This window comes from Streptomyces montanisoli, from assembly GCF_017813245.1.
GTDB classification, from domain to species: Bacteria; Actinomycetota; Actinomycetes; order Streptomycetales; family Streptomycetaceae; genus Streptomyces; species Streptomyces montanisoli.
This window is the reverse complement of record NZ_JAGIQL010000056.1, coordinates 15,861-37,367: the sequence shown is the minus strand read 5'-3', so window position 1 is coordinate 37,367 and position 21,507 is coordinate 15,861. Positions and strand designations below refer to the sequence as shown.

Here is a 21,507-nt window from a genome sequence, read left to right as displayed (position 1 = left end):
ACGAATCAGATGACGGGGTCGAGCGCGGCCGAACAGGAGAGGACCGCGCCGAGCACCCCGGTGAGTCTCGCGGCCGCACGGCGCGCGGTACGGGTGACCGGCACGCCGGCGCCGCCTGTCGCGGGCGGGGTGTACGTCGCGTCCCTGAGCCCCGCTGCCAACATCGCCGTCGGCCCGCGCACCCCCTGGGGTGTCGGCCCCGAGCTGGCGAAGCTGCTGCCGGGCACCGAGCACTCCGCGTACACCGAGGACTCGTACAGCACCGGGACGGTGCTGGCCGCCGCCGGCGAGCGGCCGCTCGCCGTGGCCGTACGGGACGCGCACCGCCACCCCTGGATGGTGCGGGCGCTGGACGAACTGGTCGCGGCGCGGCCCGGCACGACGGTCGTCGAGATGGGGCTCGACCGGTCGAGCCCCAGGGGCGCCGTGTACATCGCCACGTGCGGCGCCGCCCGGGTGTGCGGTCAGGCGGCGGCGGAGGCGATCGCCGGGCGCGCCCTCTGAGAAGCGTTCACACGAACGTACGGACAGCGCGACGGTGCCGGGCGGGCCTTGGGGGGCCCGCCCGGCACCGTCGTGTGCGCGTGCTTCCTCAGCGGCCGCTCTACAGGCCCTGCCTACAGGCCCTGCCAGTCGGGCTTGGCCGCGTACGTGGCGCGGAAGTAGTCCGCCAGCTTCAGCTTGGACGCGGCCGCCTCGTCCACCACGACCGTGGCGTGCGGGTGCAGCTGCAGCGCGGAGGCGGGCACCACGGAGGCGACGGGCCCCTCCACGGCGAGCGCGACCGCGTCCGCCTTGTTCTCGCCCGTCGCGAGCAGCACGAGGTGCCTGGCCTCCAGGATCGTCCCGATGCCCTGGGTGATGACATGGCGGGGGACCTGCTCGATGTCGCCGCCGAAGAAGCGCGCGTTGTCGACCCGCGTCTGCTCGGTCAGCGTCTTGATCCGCGTACGGGACGCGAGCGAGGAGCACGGCTCGTTGAAGCCGATGTGCCCGTCGGTGCCTATCCCGAGGAGTTGCAGGTCCACACCGCCCGCCGCGGCCAGGGCGCGGTCGTAGGCGAGGCACGCGGCCCGCACGTCGGCTGCGCTGCCGTCGGGGCCCATGAAGGAGTCCCGGCCGAGCCCGAGGGGCTCCACGACCTCGCGCAGCACCACCGAGCGGTAGGACTCGGGGTGGCCCGTGGGCAGCCCCACGTACTCGTCGAGCTGGGCTATCCGCGCCGACGACACGTCGACCTCGCCCGCCTCGACCTTCGCCGTCAGCGCCCGGTAGACGGGCCCGGGCGTCGAGCCCGTGGCGACGCCCAGCAGGGCGGACGGCGCGGCGCGCAGCAGCGCGGCGATGCTCTGTGCGACGACCTCGCCGCCGGCGGCGGCGTCTTCGACGATGACGACTTCCACGCTCTCCCTGCCCATCCACGTTGCCGGGTCATAGCTGCCGGGTCGTACCAGGTCCACTATGTGGTATAGACCAATTTATCAGACCGGTACGCGCCGCCGGATGGCGGGACCGCTTCCGCACGTGGTCGACTGGAGGAACACGAGACGGCGTGGAGGCGGGACATGTCGCAGAGCGAGCAACCCGGCGTGATCATGGCCGGGGAGATGGCGGAGCAGCCGGCGGTGCTGGCCCGGATCCTGGCCGAGGGCGCCGCGAGCATCCGGGAGACCGCGGCGGCGATCGCCGCGCGGCACCCCAGGTTCGTGCTGCTGTCCGCCCGGGGCACGTCCGACAACGCGGCGCTGTACGCCAAGTACCTGCTGGAGATCAGGCGCGGTATGCCCTGCGGCCTGGCCTCGATGTCAACCATCACCGCCTACGGGGCGCGCCAGGACCTCAGCGACGTCCTCGTGATCACGGTCAGCCAGTCGGGCGGCTCACCCGACCTGGTGGCCTCGGCCCGCGCCGCCCGCGAGGCCGGAGCGCTCACCCTCGCCGTCACCAACAGCCCCGACTCGCCGCTCGCCGCCGTCTGCGAGTTCCACATCGACGTGCTCGCGGGCCCCGAGAAGGCGCTGCCCGCGACCAAGACGTACACCGCGACCCTGCTCGCCCTCTACCTCTTCGTGGAGGGTCTCGGCGGCGGTGACGGCGCCGCCGCCGCGGGCCTGCCGGGTCTCGCGGAGCGCGTACTCGCACGCGGGGACGAGGTGCGCGAGCTCGCCGCCAGGTACCGCTTCGCCGAGCGCATGGTGATCACCTCGCGCGGCTACGGCTACCCCACGGCCAAGGAGGCCGCGCTCAAGCTCATGGAGACGAGCTACATCCCAGCCCTGTCCTACTCGGGCGCCGACCTCCTGCACGGCCCGCTCGCCATGGTCGACAACATCTCGCCGGTGATCGCCGTCGTCCCCGACGGCAAGGGCGGCGAGGTGCTGCGCCCGGTCCTCGAACGGCTGCGGGGCAGGGGCGCCGACCTGTTCGTCGTCGGCCCCGCCGCCGAGGTCGCCGCCGCGTCCGCGGGGTTCGTCCTGCCGACGGAGGGCGTGGCGGAGGAGGTCCAGCCGGTCCTGGAGATCCTGCCGCTGCAACTACTCGCGTACGAGGTGACGATCGCGCGCGGCCAGGACCCGGACGCGCCGCGCGCGCTGGCGAAGGTCACCGAGACGCGGTGACGCGATCGGCGCCATCGGTGCGGTCGGTGCGGCCGGCGCGATCGAGGTGGGCGCGGAGGAACGCGCCGACCTCGTCAAGGGCCGCCGCTCCCTCGTCGAGTACGGTGGCGAACCCCTGGAAGACGTGCGGAGCACCGGGGAACGTGTGCAGGGTGACCTCCACGTCGTCGCCCGCGGCCTTCGCGGCCAGCCGGACGGCGTCGTCGAGCAGCACCTCGTACGTCCCGGCCTGGACGAGCAGCGGGGGCAGGCCGCGCAGGTCGGCGAAGAGGGGACTGGCGAGGGGGGATCGGGGGTCCGCGCCGGCGAGGTAGTCACCGGCGCGGGCGGAGAGCGCCTGCCGGGTCAGGGCCGGGTCGAGGGCGGCACGCGTCTCGTGGCTGCGTCCCGACTGGGTGAGGTCCACCCACGGGGAGAGGACGGCGGCCGCCGCGGGGCGGGGCAGCCCGGCCTCCCTGATCGCGACCAGCAGGGCCAGCGCGAGCCCGCCGCCCGCCGACTCGCCGCTGACGGCGATCTCCGCGGCGGGGACGCCGTGGTCGAGCAGCCCGCGGTAGGCCGCGAGCGCGTCGTCGACCGCGGCGGGGAACGGGTTCTCCGGCGCGAGGCGGTAGTCCACGGTGTGGACGGTCGCTTCGGAGCGGCGGGCCACGTCGGCCGCCAGGTTGACACTCGCCGCGGCGGATCCGAGCGCGTAGCCGCCGCCGTGGAAGTACAGCACCGCTCCCCGCGCCTCGCCGCCACCCGCGCTGACCTCGATGGCGGGGACGCCGCCGAGCTCGGCGGCCGTGGTGCGGACGTCATCGAGGACGGGGTGGGCGGCCATCATCTCGTCGAAGACGACGCGCATCTTGTGCGGGTCACCGCCCATGTCGAGCGGTGAGGTGCGGAGCAGATCGATGACCGCGTCGAGCTGGGAGTCGGGCATGGTGGTTTCTCCTTTGTTGAGGGATCAGGCGTGGCGCAGTTGCAGGACCTCGCCGAAGCCCATGCGCTGTACGAAGTCCGTGCGTGCCTCGGTCACGGCGGCGCTCGCCTCTTCGACGTTCGAGTCCGTGAGGTCGACGACGCTGCGGAAGGGGCGCTCGCCGTAGGGGAGGGCGAGGATCCGGGTGATCTCGTCGGCGACGACGACGGGATCGGCGTCGGTGCCGGGCGGGAACAGGCTCTCGGTGGCCGCCTCGTTGCGAGCGACCAGGGGGTCAAGGGCCGCGTACGCCTCGGCGACTGCGGTGTCGGAGGCGCGCCCTGCCTTGGGGAAGTGATCGGTGCCCTGCGTGAAGGCGCCGGGCATGACGATCACGGTCTCGATGCCGAGCTGGGAGACCTCGTAGGACGTGACCAGGGCGAGCGAGTCCATGGCGGCCTTGGAGACGACATAGGGGCCGAGGAAGGGCGGGGTGGTGACGGGGATGGTGCTGCCGACGTAGAGCAGGGTGCCGCGGCCGCGCCCCCGCAGGTACGGCAGGACGGCGCGGTTGAGCCGCTGCACGCCCAGGGCGTTGACGTCGATGAGGTGGGCGATCTCCTCGGCGGTGAACGCCTCCACGTAGCCGACCAGCAGGTGGCCGGCGTTGTGTATTACCACGTCGAGCTCGCCGCCGTCGGCGGTCACCTCGCGGACGGCCGCGTCGGCCGACTCCTGGGACGTGACGTCGAGTTCGACGACGCGGATGTCGGCGCCCTCCGTGGTGGCGAGGTCGCGCAGCTCCTGGGCGCGGGGTGCGTTGCGGCCCTCGGGGGCGCGCATCGTGGCGTAGACGCGGTGCCCGGCGCGGGCGAGCGCCTTGGCGGTCAGGTTGCCTATGCCGGTGGCGGCGCCGGTGATGAGGACAGTGGACATGGGTTCTCTCTTGGTGTGTGGATATGTCGATGTGTGAGCGTGGTGAACGGCCGCCTTGCGGTCAGGCGATGCCGCCGTTGGCGAAGAGGACCTGGCCGTTGATCCAGCGGCCGTCCGGGCCGGCCAGGAAGGCGACGGCACCGGCGATGTCCTCGGGCGTGCCGAGCCGCCCGAGCGGGGAGGCGGCGCCCAGCCGCTCGATCAGCTCCGGGCTCTTGCCGTCCAGGAAGAGCGGGGTCGCCGTCGGCCCGGGGGCCACTGCGTTGACGGTGACGTCACGGCCGCGCAGCTCGCGGGCGAGTACCAGGGTCATGGCCTCGACGGCGCCCTTGGTCGCCGCATAGGCCGCGTACGTCGGCTGCTGGAGCCGGGTGATGGAAGTGGAGAAGTTGACCAGCGCGCCGCCGGGGCGCAGCCGCCGCGCGGCGAGCTGCGAGACGACGAACGTGCCGCGCACGTTGACGCGGTGCATCCGGTCGAAGGCGTCGAGTGCCGTCTCGGTCACGGGCGCGAGGAGCATGATCCCCGCGGTGTTGACCACCACGTCCACCCCGCCGAAGCGTTCCTCGGCGGCGTCGAACAGTGCCGTCATCGCCGTCTCGTCCGCGACGTCACCGGGCAGGGCGACGGCCTGGCCGCCGGCCTCCAGGATCGAGTCGACGACCTGCTGTGCGCGCTCGGCGCTGCCCGAGTAGTGCACGACGACCGCCGTGCCCCGCGCGGCCAGCGTCCTGGCGACCGCGCCGCCGATTCCGCCCGAGCCCCCGGTCACGATCGCCACGCGGGTCGCGGACTGCTGGTCGGTGGTCATGGTGACCCCTCTCTCGTTCTTTGTGGACGATGAGTACATTAGCAGTATGTAGACCAGTCGTCCATATGTATGTGGTCGGCGAGTCCATATAATTGCCGGCGAGCCGCACGGAGACCGTGCGGGACGAGGAGGAGACATGGAGCGGACAGACGCAGGGGAGCCGGGCCAGGGGCCGGGCCGGCTCAAGCCGGGACGCGGGCGGCGCAAGGCGGAGGACGTGCGGCACGCGACCCTGACCGCGGCGGCCGAACTGCTGCTCGCCGAGGGCGTCCACGCCCTGACCTTCTCGAAGGTCGCCACCCGCGCGGGCGTCAGCAAGATGACGCTGTACAAGTGGTGGCCCTCGCCCGGGGCCCTGGCCTTCGACGCCTACTTCAACGCCTTCCAGGCCACCCTCGCCTTTCCCGACACGGGCGACATAAGGCGTGATCTGACCGCGCAGCTCAACTCGTTCGTCGACCTGCTGAACCGCAACGCCCCCGTCATCGCCGGGATCATCGGGGCGGCGCAGGGCGACGCCGACCTGGCGGAGGCGCTCTCGACGCACTACGTCACGCACCGCCGCGCGCTCGCCGTGGAACGTCTCACGCTCGCGCAGCAGGCGGGCCAGGTACGCGCCGACGCGCATCTGGAGGCAATCGTCGACCAGCTCTGGGGCGCCGTCTACCACCGGCTGCTGATGCCCGCGCTGCCGATGACGCCGGAGTTCGTCGACGAGCTGATCGCCAACCTCTTTCATGGGATCGCCGTCCCGGAGGCCGGGAAACCGGCGACGTGAGCCGCGTGCGGATCCCTGGACAGCGCCAAATGGTCTAGTCCACAATGGAACGGCAGAGCGTCCGTCCTTCACCGCACAGAAGGGCGGCACGCGGTGCCTGCGCTCTCTGCCCTGACCGCGCCGGCACCCGGACACGGCCGCGGGCCCGCACACCCCCGGCCGTGGTGATCCCGGGCTGCGGTGCCAGGCGGGCTGAGGGTCCCGCTCGGTGCCGCGGCCCGCGGGTACTCTCGCGGTGTGCCCTCCATGAACGATCTCGTACGGCAGCACTCCGCGCTCGACGAGTCCGACCTCGAATGGCTGCACCTCCTCGTCTCCGAGTGGCAGCTGCTGTCCGACCTCTCCTTCGCCGACCTCGTGCTGTGGGTTCCCACGCGCGACGGCACCCGCTACGTGTCCGTCGCGCAGATGCGCCCCAACACGGGCCCCACCTCGTACCAGGACGACATGGTCGGGCACCTCGTGCCGCGCGGCCGCAGGCCGCTGCTCGACGCGGCGCTCGACGAGGGCAGGATCGTGCGCGAGGGCGACCCCGAGTGGCGCGAGGAGGTGCCGGTCAGGGTCGAGTCCATCCCCGTGCGCCGGGACGGCCGGGTGCTCGGCGTGATCGCGCGCAACACCAACCTGCTGACCGTGCGCACGCCGAGCAGGCTGGAGCTCACCTACCTCCAGTCGGCGTCCGACCTCGCGCAGATGATCGCCGCAGGATCGTTTCCCTTCCCCGGCGAGCAGACCGACATGGACGCGTCACCGCGCGTCGGCGACGGGCTGATCAGGCTGGACGCCGACGGGGTCGTCCAGTACGCGAGCCCCAACGCGCTGTCCGCGTACCACAGGCTGGGACTGGCGTCCGACCTGGTGGGACAGCACCTGGGCCAGACCACCGACGAGCTCGCGCCCGTACGCGGCCCGGTGGACGAGGCGCTCGTCAAACTCGCCAGCGGCTACGCCCCGCGCCAGACCGAGGTGGAGAGCGCCGTCGGCGTGATCCAGCTGCGCGCCATCCCCCTCAAGCCGAAGGGCGACCGGATCGGCTCGCTCGTCCTGCTCCGCGACGTGACGGAACTGCGACGCCGCGAGCAGGAGTTGATGACCAAGGACGCCACCATCCGGGAGATCCACCACCGGGTGAAGAACAACCTCCAGACGGTGGCCGCCCTGCTCAGGCTCCAGTCGCGGCGCATCGACTCCGACCACGGCAGGGCAGCGCTCAACGAGGCGGTGCGGCGCGTGGGCTCGATCGCCATCGTCCACGAGACGCTGTCCCAGAACCTGGACGAGCGGGTGGAGTTCGACGAGATCGCCGACCGCGTCCTCGCGATGGTGGCCGAACTCTCACCCGCCGGCGCGGTCACCTGCCGGCGTACGGGACGGTTCGGCATCCTCGACGCCGATGTCGCCACCCCGCTCGCGATGGTGCTCACGGAGGTGCTGCAGAACGCGCTCGAGCACGCCTTCGGGCCGGGGGAGCGGGGCAGGGTCGAGGTGAGCGCGGTGCGCGGCGAGGGCCCGGCCGGGGCGCGGCGCGGCGGCGTGCGCCACGGGGAGCGGTCCGGGGGCAGGCTGCTGATCACCGTGCGGGACGACGGGCGGGGGCTGCCGCCGGGTTTCGACCCGAAGCGGGCGGGCAATCTCGGGCTGCAGATCGTGCGGACTCTCATCGAGGGGGAGTTGGGCGGCACGTTCGACATGGTGCGCGCGCCTGAGGGCGGGACCCAGGTCGTGCTGGACATACCGGTGGCGGCGCCGAAGTAGCCCGGGGGCGCACAGGTGCGTCGCGGCCCGGTGATGACGGGCGGTCATGTCACGGACGGTCACACCGCGGGTGCGCCCGTCCACCGGCGAGCGCGGACAGGCGTACGGGCGACGTGCGCACGTGCGGACAGCAAAAGGCCCCGGACCGGTGTTCCGGTCCGGGGCTCTGCTCGAAGCTCACGATGAGATGCGCATCGGGGGTACTGCGCGCTGCTTTTCGGGGGCGGGGGTTGTGTGCGTACGCGGTGTACGCTCCGCCGGCCTCGGGCTCGTGGCAGGGGGCTTTCAGGCGCTGGCGTTGCGCGCCCGGTTGCGAGCGGCGCGGCGCTTCATCGCGCGGCGCTCGTCCTCGCTGAGGCCACCCCAGACGCCGGAGTCCTGGCCGGACTCGAGCGCCCACTGCAGGCACTGCTCCATGACGGGGCAGCGACGGCAGACGGCCTTGGCTTCCTCGATCTGCAGCAGCGCGGGACCGGTGTTGCCGATGGGGAAGAACAGCTCGGGGTCTTCCTCGCGGCAAACGGCGTTGTGACGCCAGTCCATGGCTGCTACCTCTCTTGGTATGACGTGCATGTGCTTGTGAATGTGAACGCTTTCACGAATCCCTCGACAAGTGAAGGGCCGAAAACACCGAAGAAGACCGGTGCGGTCCTGGTTTGAGGAGGGGTTCCGGTTCTCAGGGAGGCTGGTGTTACGTGAGCCGTCCCGATCGCCATGTAGAGATTCGCAAACCTCGGCGGCGGATACAACCCCTTCCGGAAACTTTTTTTGGATTCCTCGGTGTCGACTAGGTCACAGCCGTACATCGATGGGGTGGACGCCAGCCTAAACGTTCGAGTGAAAGGATTTCGAGGGGTTTCACTCACACAATCACACGCAGTGCACGGCGTACGCCTGTGAACGTCACGCTCGTACGCAGTCCCAGATGGTCGCCGTCCATCTGAAGGGGCAGTGGCACCTTCGAATGCAAGGTGAAGTCCGTGAGGTCGTGCAGCGTCACCGCGTGCTTACCGTGAAGCCCCTTCTCGGGGGTCGCGGCCAGCAGCTGGGTCGCGTAGCGGGTGGCCGACGGCAGCGAGAGCCGGGTGAGCCCGAGCACGTCGAGCGCCGTGTCGAAGGAGGCGCCCGGCACCCCGTACACCGGGCGATTGCCCAGGTAGGTCCACGGGGCGGTGTTGCAGACCATCGCCGTCACGAGGCCCGTCACCGGATCCTCGCCGGGCCGCCCTAGGGTCAGCGTGCCGCCGGCGCGGTGCGGGTCGCCGAGGAACTGGCGTACCACCTGGCGCAGATAGAGGGCGTGCGTGGAACGCTTCCCGCGCTCACGCGCCTGTTCGACCCGTCCCACCACGCCGCCGACGAAGCCGAAGCCCGCGCAGAAGGTGAACCATCTGGGCGGCACGGCCTCGTCGTCCGTGTCCGGCGTGCCGGACGCGAGCCCGAGCCCCACGGCGCGTTCGCGGCCGTCACGCAGCGCGTCCAGAATGGCGCCCGTCGCCTCGACGGCATCGTTCGGCAGGCCGAGGGCGCGGGCGAAGACGTTGGTCGAGCCGCCCGGCACCACCGCGAGCCTGGGCAGGCCGGGCGCGGGCCCCGCGTGCAGCAGGCCGTTCGCGACCTCGTTGACCGTGCCGTCGCCGCCGAGCGCGACCACCAGCTCGATGTCGTCGGACTCGGCGGCCCGTCTGCCGAGGTCGCGCGCGTGGCCCCGGTACTGCGTCGTCACGGCCTCCAGCTTCATCTCGCTGGCGAGGGCGCGGATCAGCACGTCGCGCGTGCGGGCACTGGTGGTGGTGGCAGCCGGGTTGACCACGAGGAGCGCGCGCATGCTCGGCACATTACCGGCCGGACGCGGCGGGGGCAGAGCCCGGCCCCGCGGCGGCCGCTACCCTGCAAGGGTGAGCAGCAGCGGACGCAGGAACCCCAGCACACCCGGCACGGCAGCACCCCGCCCCACCCCCGAGACGGCAGGCCCCCGGCCGGCCAGGCTGACCGCGGCCGCGTGCCTCGCCGGACTCGAGGCGCTCGCGCTCTTCGCCGTGGGCGTCTACCTGCTCGTGGCAGGACTGAGCGGGAAGCCGGACGATCCGGGCCAGGCCGAGGCGCTGGGCGTGACCGTGCTCGTCATCGGGCTGCTGCCGCTGATCGCCGCGCGCGGGCTGTTCAGGCTCCGCGGCTGGAGCCGCGGCCCCGCCATGATCACCCACGTCATCGGGCTGCCAATCGCGTACGCCCTGATGAGCTCGGGCGGCGCGCTGGTCCCCGTGGGCATCGCGGTCGCGGCGGTCGCCGTGGCCGGCCTGGTCCTCCTGGTCAACCCGGCGACGACCGCGGCGCTCGGCATCCGCCCGCCGGGCACGCGCGAGAACGGCTGACGCGCGGCACCGGCCGCGCGCCGCTCCTCTGCTTCTCTACTCCTCGACCAGCAAACGCTCCCGCAGCTGCGCCAGGGTCCGCGCCAGCAGGCGCGAGACGTGCATCTGCGAGATGCCGACCTCCTGGGCGATCTGCGACTGCGTCATGTTGCCGAAGAAGCGGAGCAGCAAGATCCGTTTCTCTCGCGGCGGCAGGTCCTCCAGCAGCGGCTTGAGCGACTCGCGGTACTCCACGCCTTCCAGCGCCTCGTCCTCGGCGCCCAGGGTGTCCGCCACGGCCGGGGACTCGTCGTCCGTGTCCGGCACGTCGAGCGACAGCGTCGAGTAGGCGTTCGCCGACTCCAGGCCCTCGAGGACCTCCTCCTCGGAGATCCCCAGCCGCTCCGCCAGCTCGTGCACCGTGGGGGAGCGGCCGTGCTGCTGCGACAGCTCGGCCGTCGCGGTCGTCAGCGACAGCCTCAGCTCCTGCAGGCGCCTCGGTACCCGCACCGCCCAGCCCTTGTCGCGGAAGTGGCGCTTGATCTCGCCGACCACCGTGGGCGTCGCGTACGTCGAGAACTCGACGCCGCGGTCCGGATCGAACCGGTCCACCGACTTGATCAGGCCGATCGTGGCGACCTGCGTCAGGTCGTCGAGCGGCTCGCCGCGGTTGCGGAAGCGGCGCGCCAGGTGCTCGACGAGCGGCAGGTGCATCCGCACCAGCCGGTTGCGCAGGTCCGCGCGCGCCGCGGAGCCGTCGGGCAGCGCCCGCAGCTCGATGAACAGCGCACGCGCGCCGCCCCTGTCGTGCGGGTCCGCCGCGCCGTCGTTCTTGGTGGCCCCGTCGTTCTTCGTGGCCCCCTTGTTGTTCGCGAGGCCGTTGTCGTCGTTCGCGGCGTCCTCGCGGGCCGTGCCGTGCGTCCGGGTCCCCTCGTCCGCCGGGGCCTCGGTCTCGCCGCCTCGCCGCTCGCTCATCCCGGCCGCCCGCTCCGCCGGCGCCTGCCCGCGCGCGGCCTCGTGGCCCTCGTACCCGCCCTCGGGATGGGGACGGGCGTGCTGCTCCGGTATGCCCGCGGGCGGCGCGGACCGCCGCACGGGGCCGGGGTGCCCGCCGGCCGGCGCCGCGTGCTCCGCCGCTCCGCCCCCTGGGGCGCGCTCCTCGTCACGCACCGGCCCCTCCCCGTCGTTCACGCCGGGCCTGGGCCCGCGCCGCGCTGCTTGTACAGGCTGATCGAGACCGTACGGTCGTCGGCAACCGACGAGTCGACCTTCCCCGCCAGCGCCGAGAGCACCGTCCAGGCGAAGGTGTCGCGCTCTGGCGCGCGCCCGTCGGTCGTGGGTGCGGCGACGGTCACCTCGAGGGAGTCGTCGATGAGCCGGAAGACGCAGCTGAGGACGGAGCCCGGCACGGCCTGCTGGAGCAGGATCGCGCACGCCTCGTCCACCGCGATGCGAAGGTCCTCGATCTCGTCGAGGGTGAAGTCCAAGCGCGCCGCGAGGCCGGCCGTGGCCGTACGCAGCACGGAAAGGTAGGCACCCGCAGCGGGCAACCGGACTTCCACGAAGTCCTGGATCCCGGGTTCGCCTGCGATCTGGGACACCCTCACCTCCAAGGTGACACAAGCTTCTCGGGCGCCCCGGTGTCACCGACACCGGGGGCCACGCGGTACGTGGGTCGTACGCGCCGGTCTGGACTGGCGACGCTACCGCGCTCCATAGTGCCCTGTCGCAGGGCCCTGTCCGACCGGTGTGACTCATGGTAGGTCCTTGGGCACGCAAAGTGGCTGGACCTGCGCCGGACCCAAAAGGGAACCCCCGGCGGACGATTGACGTACCCACCGCACGCGCCGCCGAACCGCGCGACGGGCGCGATATGCGGCACACGCGCGTCCGCGCACGCGGGTCCGCACACGCGGGTCCGCTCACGTGCGCTCATGCCCGGCGAGCACGCGCGGCGGTCACGCCGGATCCGGCGGACCCGTCACGACGGCGGCTACGGACGTGCCGGGAGCGAACTCGCCCGCCGTCACCATGGCGGTGAGTCCATAAAGCAGTTTGGCGACATAGGTCCGTTCAAGGGCGATGCCGTGTTCCTCCTCGAACGCGGCTGTGAAGGCATCGAGCTCAGGCGTGGAGCGTGCGAAGCCGCCGCAGTGGAAGCGGTCGTCGACGCTCCACGCGCCCCGCTCGCCCCCGAACGCCTCCCGCTGCAACCGCCGCACCTCCCGGCCGAGGAATCCGCCCCGCAGCGCCGCGACCCCGAGCGCACGCCGGCCGGGCGGCAGCCCCGCGGCCAGGCCCGCAAGCGTGCCCCCCGTGCCGACGGCCACGGCCACGACGTCGGCCTCGTCGCGCAGTTCGCGCCCCAGTTCCACGCAGCCGCGCACGGCCGCCGCGTTGCTGCCGCCCTCGGGCACCACGTACACCCCGCCGAGCGCGCGGCCCGCGCCGGCGCGGGCGTCGTCGAGCAGCGCGGCGAGCACGCCTGGCTCCGTCTTGCGCCGGTACGTGGCGCGGTCCGTGAAACGCAGGAGCATGCCGTCCGCGGCGCAGCGGGCCAGCGACGGGTTCAGCGGCCGGTGCGCCAGCTCGTCACCGCGTACGACGCCGACGGTGGCGAGGCCGAGCAGCCGGCCGGCCGCGGCCGTGGCGCGCAGGTGGTTGGAGTACGCGCCGCCGAACGTGACCAGGGTGTCCGCGCCCTCGGCGCGCGCGGCCGACAGGTTCGGCACCAGCTTGCGCCACTTGTTGCCGGGTACTTCCGGGTGGATCAGGTCGTCGCGCTTGAGCAGCAGCCGCACGCCACGCGCGGTGAACCGCCCGTCGGCGACCGGCACGAGCGGCGACGGCAGGAGAGGTGACGGCGCGAGCGGTGACGGCGCGTGGGGCACGTTTGTGCGGGAGGCCCGCCCTCCGGCTGGTTCCGGCGCGGCCGGGTCGTTCGGTGTCACGCCTCCCATTGTCCGTGTTCCCGCGGCGTGCGAGCCGCGCGCCGGCCTGATCGTGCGCGGTCCGCGCCGCCGGCCGGCCCGGTGCGAAGCGCGACCGATTCCCCCGATGCGCCCGTCCCAGTCCCACTCGTTTGTGTAATGGCGCTGTGACACTCCGCGCTGGAACCCTTCTCTTGCAGGCCAGTACATGATCGAAGGGGAGTCTTCATGTCGGTTGCTGATGAGGTCCGTACCGAGCAGTCGCAGTCTCAGCAGAGCCTGGGTACGGCCGCCGCGCGGAACCTGGCGACCACCACCAAGTCGGTTCCGCAGATGCAGGAGATCACCTCCCGGTGGCTGCTGCGGATGCTGCCGTGGGTGCAGGTGCAGGGCGGCACCTACCGGGTCAACCGCAGGCTGAGCTATTCGGTGGGGGACGGCCGGATCACGTTCGTCCAGACCGGCGGCCGCGTCGCGGTCATCCCGGCCGAGCTGGGCGAGCTGCCCACCCTGCGCGACTACGGTGACGAGGAGGCGCTGGCAGAGCTGGCCAACCGCTGCGAGCAGCACGAGTACCAGACGGGCGAGGTGCTGGCGACGCGAGGTGAGGACGCCGACCGGGTCTTCCTCCTCGCGCACGGCAGGGTCGAGAAGATGGGGCAGGGACCCTACGGCGAGGAGGCGGTACTCGAAGTCCTCGCCGACGGCGCCTACTTCGGCGACCAGGCGCTGGTCGACGGCGACGCGACGTGGGAGTACACGACGCGCGCGGCGACCACGTGCACGGTGCTGGTGCTGACGCGCCGGGATGTGCTCAACCTGGCGGAGCGCGCCGACTCCCTCGCCGAGCACCTGCGGGCCCAGGCGTCGCTGCCGCGGCAGCGGACCAACAAGTACGGCGAGGCGGCGATCGACCTGTCCGCCGGCCACGTCGGCGAGGCCGTCGTGCCGCACACGTACGTCGACTACGAGAGCGCGCCGCGCGAGTACGAGCTGAGCGTGGCGCAGACCGTGCTCAAGGTGCACAGCCGCGTCGCGGACCTGTACAACCAGCCGATGAACCAGACCGAGCAGCAGTTGAGGCTGACGGTCGAGGCGCTGCGCGAGCGCCAGGAGCACGAGCTGGTCAACAACCCGGAGTTCGGCCTCCTGCAGAACTGCGACTACGGCCAGCGGCTCCAGCCGCACGACGGCGTGCCCAGCCCCGACGACATGGACGAGCTGCTGTCCCGCCGCCGCGGCTCGAAGCTGTTCCTCGCGCACCCCAAGGCGATCGCGGCGTTCGGACGCGAGTGCAACAAGCGCGGCCTGGTGCCGGAGAGCGTCGAGGTCGCCGGGCACCACGTGCCGGCCTGGCGCGGCGTCCCGATCTTCCCGTCCAACAAGATCCCGATCTCCGACGCGCGCACCACGTCGATCATCTGCATGCGTACCGGCGAGCAGGAGCAGGGCGTCGTCGGCCTGCAGCAGGCCGGCATTCCGGACGAGATCGAGCCGAGCCTCTCGGTGCGCTTCATGGGCATCGACGAGCAGGCGATCATCTCCTACCTGGTGACGGCCTACTACTCGGCCGCGGTCCTCGTGCCTGACGCCCTCGGCGTCCTGGAGAACGTGGAGGTGAGCCGCTGGCGGTGACGGTGGGTGATGCGAGGGGGCGGGCCGGCCGCGGCACGTGCCCGCCGGCCGGCCGGTCCGCCCCCGCTCGCGAGGTCGTCCATCCACCCTGCCGTGACCCCAGCCCGTGGCAATCTCGTGCACAGGAAAGCGATGCTTATGACGATGACAAGCCCGGCCGCCGCGACCGAGGGCGAGGAGGCGGTGGCGCTCCTGGCACGGGCGCGCGGCCTCGTCGACCCGGAATTGCGCGCCGCCGTCGAGTCGCTGCCGGAACCGATACGCACGGTGGCCCGCTACCACTTCGGCTGGGAGGACGAGCGGGGCAGGCCGTCGTCCGCAGGCGCGGGCAAGGCGATCAGGCCCGCGCTCGTCCTCGCCGCCGCGCGCGCCCTCGGCGCCGACCAGCACGGTGCGGTGAGTCCCGCGGTGGCGGTGGAGCTCACCCACAACTTCACGCTCCTGCACGACGACGTCATCGACGAGGACCCCACGCGCAGGCACCGCCCCACCGCCTGGACGGTCTTCGGTGTGCCCGACGCGGTCATCAGCGGGGACGCGCTGATGTCGCTCGCCACCAAGGTCCTCGCCGAGAGCCGCCACCCGGCGGCCGCCGCGGCGGTGGCCCGGCTCTCCGACTGCGTGATCGAGCTGTGTGCGGGCCAGCAGACGGACTGCGCCTTCGAGGAGCGCGCACCCGACGAGGTCACGGTCGACGAGGTCCTCACCATGGCCACGGCCAAGACCGGGGCGCTTCTGGGCAGTTCCTGCGCCCTCGGCGCGCTCTACGCGGGCGCGGACGACGAGGCCGTCGCGGCGCTCGACGCGTTCGGCAGGGAGGCCGGCCTCGCCTTCCAGCTGATCGACGACCTGATCGGGATCTGGGGCGACCCCGAGCGCACCGGCAAGCCGGCCGGCGCGGACCTCATGGCGCACAAGAAGTCCCTCCCCGTGGTGGCCGCACTCGCGTCGGGCACCGAGGCCGCCGAGGAGCTGGCCGAGCTCTACCGGCGGCCGATGGACGCGGAGAGTGTGCGCAGAGCGGCGGAGGCCGTCGAGCGCGCGGGCGGGCGCGACTGGGCCGGGCTCCAGGCGGCGGAAAGGATGGCGCGCGCGGTGCACGAGCTGTCCCGCGCCGTACCCGACCTCTCGGGGGCGGGCGACCTGCTGGCACTGGCCGAGTTCGTCACGCGGCGCACGCGGTGAACGGCCGGATGGCGTCGTCGCCGTTGTGAATCGGTGCCCCGACCGGCACAGGAAGATCGATTGGCGCTACAGTCCGCGCCATGACAGCGGAGTCGAGAGACACATGGGCGGGTTGGTACAGGGACCGCCAGGGCGCGGAGGCGATCACGATCGCCTCCGATGACGGCCGGGTGCACACCGAGGTCCGCGGCGTCGAGTACCAGGGGGACGATTTCGCGACGCTCCGGTCCGCCGGCGCCGGTGCACCACTCACGTCCTGCGTGCTCGAGTGGGACATGCCCATGCCGGTGACGGCCGCCGGGGACACCCAACGGGCCACGCTCAGCTGCCTCTTGACGCTCGGCGACAAGGGGCCCGAGCTGGCGCTCACACTGCACTGGGCGGGCGCGGCCTACGACTCGGGCATCGCGGGCGGCGGCTTCCGTGAGGCACTGGGCCGCATCGGCCGCCAGCTGCCCGGCGGCACGGAGCTCGCCGGCAGGACACTGGTCGGCGCCTGACGGGGCCGCTGGCGGGTGCCTGACCGGCGCCTGACCGGCCGCCGTCCGGCGCCTGACGGGTGCCTGACCGGCCGCCGTCCGGCAGCTGGCTTGCTGGCCTACTGGCCTACTGGCCTGCTCGGCTCAGGGCGCGGCGGCCGGGCCGTCGTCGTGGACCACGTACGCCTCCTCGACGTCCACGGCGCGGAACCCAACGGCCCCCAGCGCCGCGAGCAGTTCCTCGAGCCGCGCCCTGGCGCCCTGCCGGCCCACACCGGGCGCGCGCTGCACGACCAGCCGCTCCTGCACTCCCCGCGCGGGCACGGCGCGGGCCAGCCGGGACAGCCGCGCCGAGCAGCCGCCGGCGGCGCGGACGAGCCGTCCGGCCTCGTAGGGGATGGCCGCGCGCACCGTCACCCGGTGGGCGAACCACCGGCACGGGAACGCCGCGGCCTCGGCGTCCGTCCGCGGCACACCCTCGTTCCACGGCGCCGCCTCGATACACGTTCTGACGACGCGGAACCCATCGCGGACGAGGCGCGCACGCCACTCCTCGGCGCGGGCACGCTGCGTCCCGAGGTCCCCCGCACACTCCCGTACCACGGTGGGCCACCCGGCGGAGCGCCCCCGGTCGAGCACACCGCCCTCCAGCAGGAACCCGTGCTCCCGCGCCCACACCGCGGGCTCGCGCCCCACCCCGAGCGTGAAGCGCAGTGAGAAGTCCCCGACGATCTGCCCGGCGGTGAGCCGGTGCGGGGAGGAGGAGCCGATGTCCATGGCGCAAAATACCAAGGAACCCGGCGCGGCAGGACCCACTCGGCGACGCGACCGCCGATAACAACTGGCCCCGCCGCCACCGGCTGTGGAGACAATGCTCCGTCCGCTACCGCTGTCCGAGTAGGAGCACCATGGCCGAGCGCGCGATCGTCAGCGGGCTGTTCCCGCCACCCGGGTACGCCCACACCGCCGTCGTCGGCAGTGGACGGCGGCTGGTGTTCCTGGCCGGGGCCGTACCCCTCGACGCGGACGGCGCCCTGGTGGGGGAGGGCGACTTCGAGGCGCAGGCGCGGCAGGTCCTCGCGAACCTGGAGGCGGCGCTGGCCGCCGAGGGCTGCGTGCTCGCCGATGTCGTGGCGACACACGTGTACGTGGTGTCAGGGCACACGGGAGACCTCAGCCGCGTGTGGGACGTCGTACGGGCGTCGGGGCTGACGCTCGGTCCGCACACGTCCACACTGCTCGGCGTGGCCTGCCTCGGCTACACCGGGCAGCTCGTCGAGATCACCGCGGTGGCCGAGGCGCCGGAAGGACCAGAGCCGGGGCGAGGGCCAGGGCCAGGGTCGGGGCCAGGACCGGAGCCCGGCGCGGCGTGAGGCGGCCGCTGCCGCGCGCCGTCACAGCTTGCGCGTGTCACGCGGCTCGGCGAAGGGCTCCTCGCCGGGCGGGTGGCCGTCCTCGATGGCCCGCTGGCGCTCGGACTCCACGTTGAGCACCAGGCCGAAGAGGATGGCGATGTTGGTGATCCACAGCCAGACCAGGAAGATGATGATCCCGGCGAAGGTGCCGTACGTCTTGCTGTAGCTGCTGAAGTTCGCGACGTAGAACGCGAACGCCACCGAGGCGATGATCCAGATCACGACGGCCACCAGGCTGCCGGGCGTCACCCAGCGGAAGCGCCGCTTGACGTTGGGGGCCGCCCAGTACAGCAGCGCGATGGCCAGGCTGACCAGCAGGATCATCACCGGCCACTTGGCGTAGTTCCACGCGGTGACGGCCGTGTCGCCCGCGCCGAGCACGTTTCCCGCCTTGCGCGCCACGGTGCCCGTGACGACCACGCCGAACGCCGTCAGCGCCAGCAGGACGATCACCGCGACGGTGATGCCGAAGCGCACCGGCAGCGTCTTCCACGCCGGCCTGCCCTCACCCATGTGGTACACGCTGTTGGACGTGCGCATGAAGGCGGCCACGTACCCCGAGGCGGACCACAGCGCGACGACGATGCCGATCGCGAGCGCGACACCGGCCTTGCCCTGGCCGCCGCCCAGCTGCTTGAGCATGGACGTCAGGATGCCGTGCACCTGGCCGGGCGCGATGGACGCGACGTTGTTGATGAGCGGCTGGATCGCCGACTTGCCGATCAGGCCGAGGATGGACAGCAGCGCGAGCGCGGCGGGGAAGAGAGCCAGCACGCCGTAGTAGGTCAGGGCCGCCGCCTTGTCCGTCAGCGCCTCCGCCTGGAACTGCTTGCCGGCGCGCTTCAGCACGTCCGTCCAGGACCGCTTGGGCAGGTCCCCCGGCCCCTTGGCGGTGCTCCCGCCACGACCTCCGCCGCCGCTGTCACCCCCGCCCTCGCCGCTGTCCGGCCGGTCGGACCCTTCGGATCGTGCCATGACTCCTCCGTCGTCCGCCCTCACCGGATGGACCGGGGGCACCCGCCACAGAGCAGCGACGCTAGGGCGGCGGACGGACGATGCGGGTGACCCGGGATGCACCTCACGGCGCGGTCACCCCGACGGAGCAACGAGTCCTGCCCGCGACGGCGACGGCGACGGCGACGGCGTCGACCTCGGCCTCGGCCTACGGCACGCGGGCCACACCCGCGTACACGCCGGCGTCCGAGTAGGCCGGTGCGGCGGTGTCGCGGAACCACCGCGAGACGGTGACGAGACCCGGCTCGACGAGGTCGAGCCCGTCGAAGAACCGCGCGCACGTGGCGCGATCACGCGGAACGAGCTGTATGCCACCGCGGCGGTACGCCTCGATGACCTCACGCGCCCGCTCGGCATGCAGGTCGGACGCGGCGTGCGACACGACGAGGTGGCTGCCGGACGGCAGCGCCCGCACGAGTTCGGCGACCAGCGCGTGCGGGTCGGCGCTGTCGGGCAGGAAGTGCAGCAGCCCGATCAGGGACAGGGCGAGGGGCCGCCGCAGGTCCAGGGTCGCGCGGGCGCCTTCGATGATGGCGGCGGTCTCGCACACGTCGGCCTGCAGGTGCCCGGTGACGCCGTCGGGGTGGCTGACGAGCAACGCCTCGGCGTACCGCAGCACGATGCGGTTGTTGTCGACGTACAGCACGCGGGCCGCTGGGTTCACGCCCTGGGCTATCTGGTGCAGGTTCGGCTCGGCGGGAAAGCCGGTGCCGATGTCAAGGAACTGGTCCACACCCTGCCGCGCGAGCCACCCCACGGCCCGGTGCATGAACGCCCGGTTCTGCCGCGCCCCTTCCCGCGTCGGCGCGGGCAGCCGCTCGCCGACCTCGCGGTCGACGCGGTAGTGCTCGTTACCGCCCAGAAGGTAGTCGTACACCCCGGCGGTGCGGGGTCTGCTGCCGCTGTCGATCGCCGAGTTCGGCGTGCCCGTCATGGCGCCTGACCTTACGTCAGCGCTGATCGAGAGCGCGAGCCTTGTGCGGTACTAAATACCGCTTTCGCCAGGAGCGGCCCGGCCCGAGGGGGCTGACAGATGGTGATCGACGTTGTTACGCTGCTGGGGATGAACACATTCTCCTCGTATGGATTGGGGGAATCGTCGACACAAGGTGATTGCTGATGGCACATCACCGCGTGAACGACATTCCACCCCACTTGCTGATGTGGCGGCGCGTGCGCGAGTACGCGGTGCCGCCCTCCATGATCGAGACCGCGACCGCGCGACGCGAGGTCGGTGACTGGGCGGGGGCGTGCGCCGCCGCCAGGATCGATGTCGACCTCGATCTGCGCGCCGTGCGAGACCGCCACGGCAGCGAACTCGTCACCCGCCTTCGGGCAGATCTTCGCAGGCTGGCGCCGGATCTGCTCCGATGGCACATGCCCAGGATCGCCCCCGACGGACGGCTGAGGCCCGGCCTCACGCTCTCTCTGGCCGGTTACCACGGCTTCGGTGCCGCGATGCCGCAACTGGTGGTACGGACGCCACCGGCCTGGGCGGACGGCGGACAGCGGATGTCCCTGGCCCTGTGGGAGGGCGGGCCGGGGAACGGTGCCTGCCGACGCCATCCGCACCCGCAACCGCATCCCCACCCGCATCCCGACCGCCGCTTCCGGCTCGACCTGCACCGGCATCTCTGGGACGCCTCGCGGAGCGGCGAACTGGCCTGGCGATGCGGTGTGCGAGGGGCAGTGCCCGCAACACCACTCGACCGGCCCGACACTTCCGAGCGGCTGGCCCTGCCGGATCAGCCCACCTGCCCGTCCTCGCAGTGGGCGGTGACACGTTGGGCCGCCGAGGCGGAGTTGCTGATCCGGGCCGAGGGACGCTCTTCGGCCGCGTTCGCCGTACGGTTCGGCAGTAGCAGCCGCGCGGTGTTCGAACTCGTAGCCCCGGACGTCAGCCATGCCCCGACCTTCCGTCCGGCGCACGAGGCGCTCCCGCCCCAGGAGATCGCCGCGCTGCCCCTGCTGCCCGAGGCGGCGGCCCGGATCCTCCCGGATCTGGCGCTGGTGCGGGCGGGCCTTGTCCTGACCGAGCGCTTGCATCCACTCGTCGCCACGGCGCTGGGGGCGTCAGGCCACACACCGGTCACTGGACCGGTGCCCGGGTCCGACGATCCCCACCGCGTGGAATGCCGGGGCGAGATCCACCGGATCGCGCTCCGCGAAGGCGTGCTGGCAGCGGTCGACCACGACCCGGAACAACTGCGTCGCGAGAACCTGCTGGTAGCACTCGGCGGACCGCCGCTGCCCTGCCTGCGGGCGATCGCTGCGGCGCATCGCGAGCCCGAGGCACTGACTGCCGTCCGCGAGCGGCTGGGCCACGGCGACGTTGCCGGGGCACTGACCGTCGTCGAGGGCCTCCTCGGCCCCCGTGCGGTTCTGCGGGACGGGCCACTGCGAGACGAACTGCAATCGGTCGCGGCCCGCCTCGTCGAGCACGGTCTCTTCCGCTCGGGTCTCGTGGCCGCGCCGCCCGGCCGCGGGGTCGACAAGGACGGGAGCGCCCCGGTCGTGGATCACACGCTTGCGGGCCACCGCCCCCGGCTCGACCGCCGCACGGATCGCGCGACGCGCGCCAAGCGCAACAGCCGGAGCCGTCCCCGCACCGGCCTGTTCGACTGAAGCACTGCCCGACCCCGCACTTTTACCGCGATGCGCGTCTCGCGCCCTTCGCACCACCACCCACC

At 72.5% G+C, this 21,507-nt stretch carries 21 protein-coding genes and 1 pseudogene; 10 read left to right on the top strand and 12 right to left on the bottom strand.

The window, feature by feature from the left end:
• A pseudogene (locus tag JFN87_RS15855) lies at positions 1–504 on the top strand (glycoside hydrolase family 3 protein); the annotation flags it as partial.
• 113 nt (positions 505–617) lie between these two features.
• On the opposite strand, the gene nagB reads toward JFN87_RS15855, so the two are convergent.
• Complete coding sequence (gene nagB / locus JFN87_RS15850; RefSeq protein ID WP_209340708.1) at positions 618–1,403, bottom strand: glucosamine-6-phosphate deaminase; 786 nt, start codon at positions 1,401–1,403, stop codon at positions 618–620.
• A gap of 162 nt (positions 1,404–1,565) precedes the next feature.
• Between nagB and JFN87_RS15845 the strand changes: the two genes are divergently transcribed.
• Positions 1,566–2,618 (top strand): SIS domain-containing protein, encoded by a 1,053-nt coding sequence (locus JFN87_RS15845; RefSeq protein WP_209340707.1) that lies wholly within the window; start codon positions 1,566–1,568, stop codon positions 2,616–2,618.
• On the opposite strand, the gene JFN87_RS15840 is transcribed toward JFN87_RS15845, so the two are convergent.
• From JFN87_RS15840 to JFN87_RS15830, 3 genes are all read right to left on the bottom strand, one after another.
• Positions 2,602–3,546, bottom strand: coding sequence for an alpha/beta hydrolase (locus JFN87_RS15840; protein ID WP_209340706.1), 945 nt, complete (start codon positions 3,544–3,546; stop codon positions 2,602–2,604). The two genes, JFN87_RS15845 and JFN87_RS15840, sit on opposite strands and share 17 nt — an antisense overlap.
• 24 nt (positions 3,547–3,570) lie before the next feature.
• Complete coding sequence (locus JFN87_RS15835) at positions 3,571–4,461, bottom strand: SDR family NAD(P)-dependent oxidoreductase (RefSeq protein ID WP_209340705.1); 891 nt, start codon at positions 4,459–4,461, stop codon at positions 3,571–3,573.
• A 61-nt stretch (positions 4,462–4,522) separates the two neighbouring features.
• Positions 4,523–5,272: an SDR family oxidoreductase gene (locus JFN87_RS15830; RefSeq protein WP_209340704.1), complete on the bottom strand. Its 750-nt coding sequence runs from the start codon at positions 5,270–5,272 to the stop codon at positions 4,523–4,525.
• A gap of 136 nt (positions 5,273–5,408) precedes the next feature.
• On the opposite strand from JFN87_RS15830, the gene JFN87_RS15825 reads away from it, so the two are divergent.
• Together JFN87_RS15825 and JFN87_RS15820 are read left to right on the top strand one after the other, a co-directional pair.
• Positions 5,409–6,050: a TetR-like C-terminal domain-containing protein gene (locus JFN87_RS15825; protein WP_209340703.1), complete on the top strand. Its 642-nt coding sequence runs from the start codon at positions 5,409–5,411 to the stop codon at positions 6,048–6,050.
• A 246-nt stretch (positions 6,051–6,296) separates the two neighbouring features.
• Positions 6,297–7,805, top strand: coding sequence for a sensor histidine kinase (locus JFN87_RS15820; protein WP_209340711.1), 1,509 nt, complete (start codon positions 6,297–6,299; stop codon positions 7,803–7,805).
• A gap of 285 nt (positions 7,806–8,090) precedes the next feature.
• Here the strand turns inward: JFN87_RS15820 and JFN87_RS15815 are convergent, their stop codons facing one another.
• Positions 8,091–8,348 (bottom strand): WhiB family transcriptional regulator, encoded by a 258-nt coding sequence (locus JFN87_RS15815; protein WP_003953983.1) that lies wholly within the window; start codon positions 8,346–8,348, stop codon positions 8,091–8,093.
• 319 nt (positions 8,349–8,667) lie between these two features.
• Complete coding sequence (locus JFN87_RS15810; RefSeq protein ID WP_209340702.1) at positions 8,668–9,633, bottom strand: diacylglycerol/lipid kinase family protein; 966 nt, start codon at positions 9,631–9,633, stop codon at positions 8,668–8,670.
• A 70-nt stretch (positions 9,634–9,703) separates the two neighbouring features.
• On the opposite strand from JFN87_RS15810, the gene JFN87_RS15805 reads away from it, so the two are divergent.
• Positions 9,704–10,180: a hypothetical protein gene (locus tag JFN87_RS15805; protein ID WP_209340701.1), complete on the top strand. Its 477-nt coding sequence runs from the start codon at positions 9,704–9,706 to the stop codon at positions 10,178–10,180.
• 36 nt (positions 10,181–10,216) lie between these two features.
• Here the strand turns inward: JFN87_RS15805 and JFN87_RS15800 are convergent, their stop codons facing one another.
• The 3 genes from JFN87_RS15800 to JFN87_RS15790 all read right to left on the bottom strand — a co-directional run bounded on the left by JFN87_RS15800 (position 10,217) and on the right by JFN87_RS15790 (position 13,119).
• Positions 10,217–11,350, bottom strand: coding sequence for an RNA polymerase sigma factor SigF (locus JFN87_RS15800; RefSeq protein WP_209340700.1), 1,134 nt, complete (start codon positions 11,348–11,350; stop codon positions 10,217–10,219).
• Complete coding sequence (locus JFN87_RS15795) at positions 11,347–11,760, bottom strand: ATP-binding protein (RefSeq protein WP_209340699.1); 414 nt, start codon at positions 11,758–11,760, stop codon at positions 11,347–11,349. The genes JFN87_RS15800 and JFN87_RS15795 overlap by 4 nt, the downstream gene beginning before the upstream one ends.
• 357 nt (positions 11,761–12,117) lie before the next feature.
• Positions 12,118–13,119 carry a 1-aminocyclopropane-1-carboxylate deaminase/D-cysteine desulfhydrase gene (locus JFN87_RS15790; RefSeq protein WP_209340698.1) on the bottom strand — a complete coding sequence of 334 codons (1,002 nt, stop codon included), beginning with the start codon at positions 13,117–13,119 and terminating at the stop codon, positions 12,118–12,120.
• Positions 13,120–13,317: 198 nt separating this feature from the next.
• Here JFN87_RS15790 and JFN87_RS15785 point away from each other — a divergent pair, with 198 nt between their 5' ends.
• The 3 genes from JFN87_RS15785 to JFN87_RS15775 all read left to right on the top strand — a co-directional run bounded on the left by JFN87_RS15785 (position 13,318) and on the right by JFN87_RS15775 (position 16,409).
• Complete coding sequence (locus JFN87_RS15785) at positions 13,318–14,724, top strand: family 2B encapsulin nanocompartment shell protein (RefSeq protein WP_209340697.1); 1,407 nt, start codon at positions 13,318–13,320, stop codon at positions 14,722–14,724.
• Between the two features lie 138 nt (positions 14,725–14,862).
• Positions 14,863–15,909, top strand: a complete 1,047-nt coding sequence (locus JFN87_RS15780; RefSeq protein ID WP_209340696.1) for a family 2 encapsulin nanocompartment cargo protein polyprenyl transferase — start codon at positions 14,863–14,865, stop codon at positions 15,907–15,909.
• Between the two features lie 80 nt (positions 15,910–15,989).
• Positions 15,990–16,409, top strand: a complete 420-nt coding sequence (locus JFN87_RS15775) for a DUF6304 family protein (RefSeq protein ID WP_209340695.1) — start codon at positions 15,990–15,992, stop codon at positions 16,407–16,409.
• Positions 16,410–16,532: 123 nt separating this feature from the next.
• On the opposite strand, the gene JFN87_RS15770 is transcribed toward JFN87_RS15775, so the two are convergent.
• The gene (locus JFN87_RS15770) at positions 16,533–17,165 is read right to left on the bottom strand and encodes a hypothetical protein (RefSeq protein ID WP_209340694.1); all 633 of its coding nucleotides are present in this window, start codon (positions 17,163–17,165) and stop codon (positions 16,533–16,535) included.
• 131 nt (positions 17,166–17,296) lie between these two features.
• Between JFN87_RS15770 and JFN87_RS15765 the strand changes: the two genes are divergently transcribed.
• A complete protein-coding gene (locus JFN87_RS15765) occupies positions 17,297–17,761 on the top strand; it encodes a RidA family protein (protein ID WP_209340693.1) in 465 nt (154 codons plus the stop codon).
• 21 nt (positions 17,762–17,782) lie between these two features.
• Here JFN87_RS15765 and JFN87_RS15760 read toward each other — a convergent pair whose 3' ends face one another.
• A complete protein-coding gene (locus JFN87_RS15760; protein ID WP_245179857.1) occupies positions 17,783–18,778 on the bottom strand; it encodes a YihY/virulence factor BrkB family protein in 996 nt (331 codons plus the stop codon).
• A gap of 187 nt (positions 18,779–18,965) precedes the next feature.
• Positions 18,966–19,751 (bottom strand): SAM-dependent methyltransferase, encoded by a 786-nt coding sequence (locus JFN87_RS15755; RefSeq protein ID WP_209340692.1) that lies wholly within the window; start codon positions 19,749–19,751, stop codon positions 18,966–18,968.
• 185 nt (positions 19,752–19,936) lie between these two features.
• On the opposite strand from JFN87_RS15755, the gene JFN87_RS15750 reads away from it, so the two are divergent.
• Positions 19,937–21,442: a hypothetical protein gene (locus JFN87_RS15750; RefSeq protein ID WP_209340691.1), complete on the top strand. Its 1,506-nt coding sequence runs from the start codon at positions 19,937–19,939 to the stop codon at positions 21,440–21,442.
• Positions 21,443–21,507: the final 65 nt, after the last annotated feature.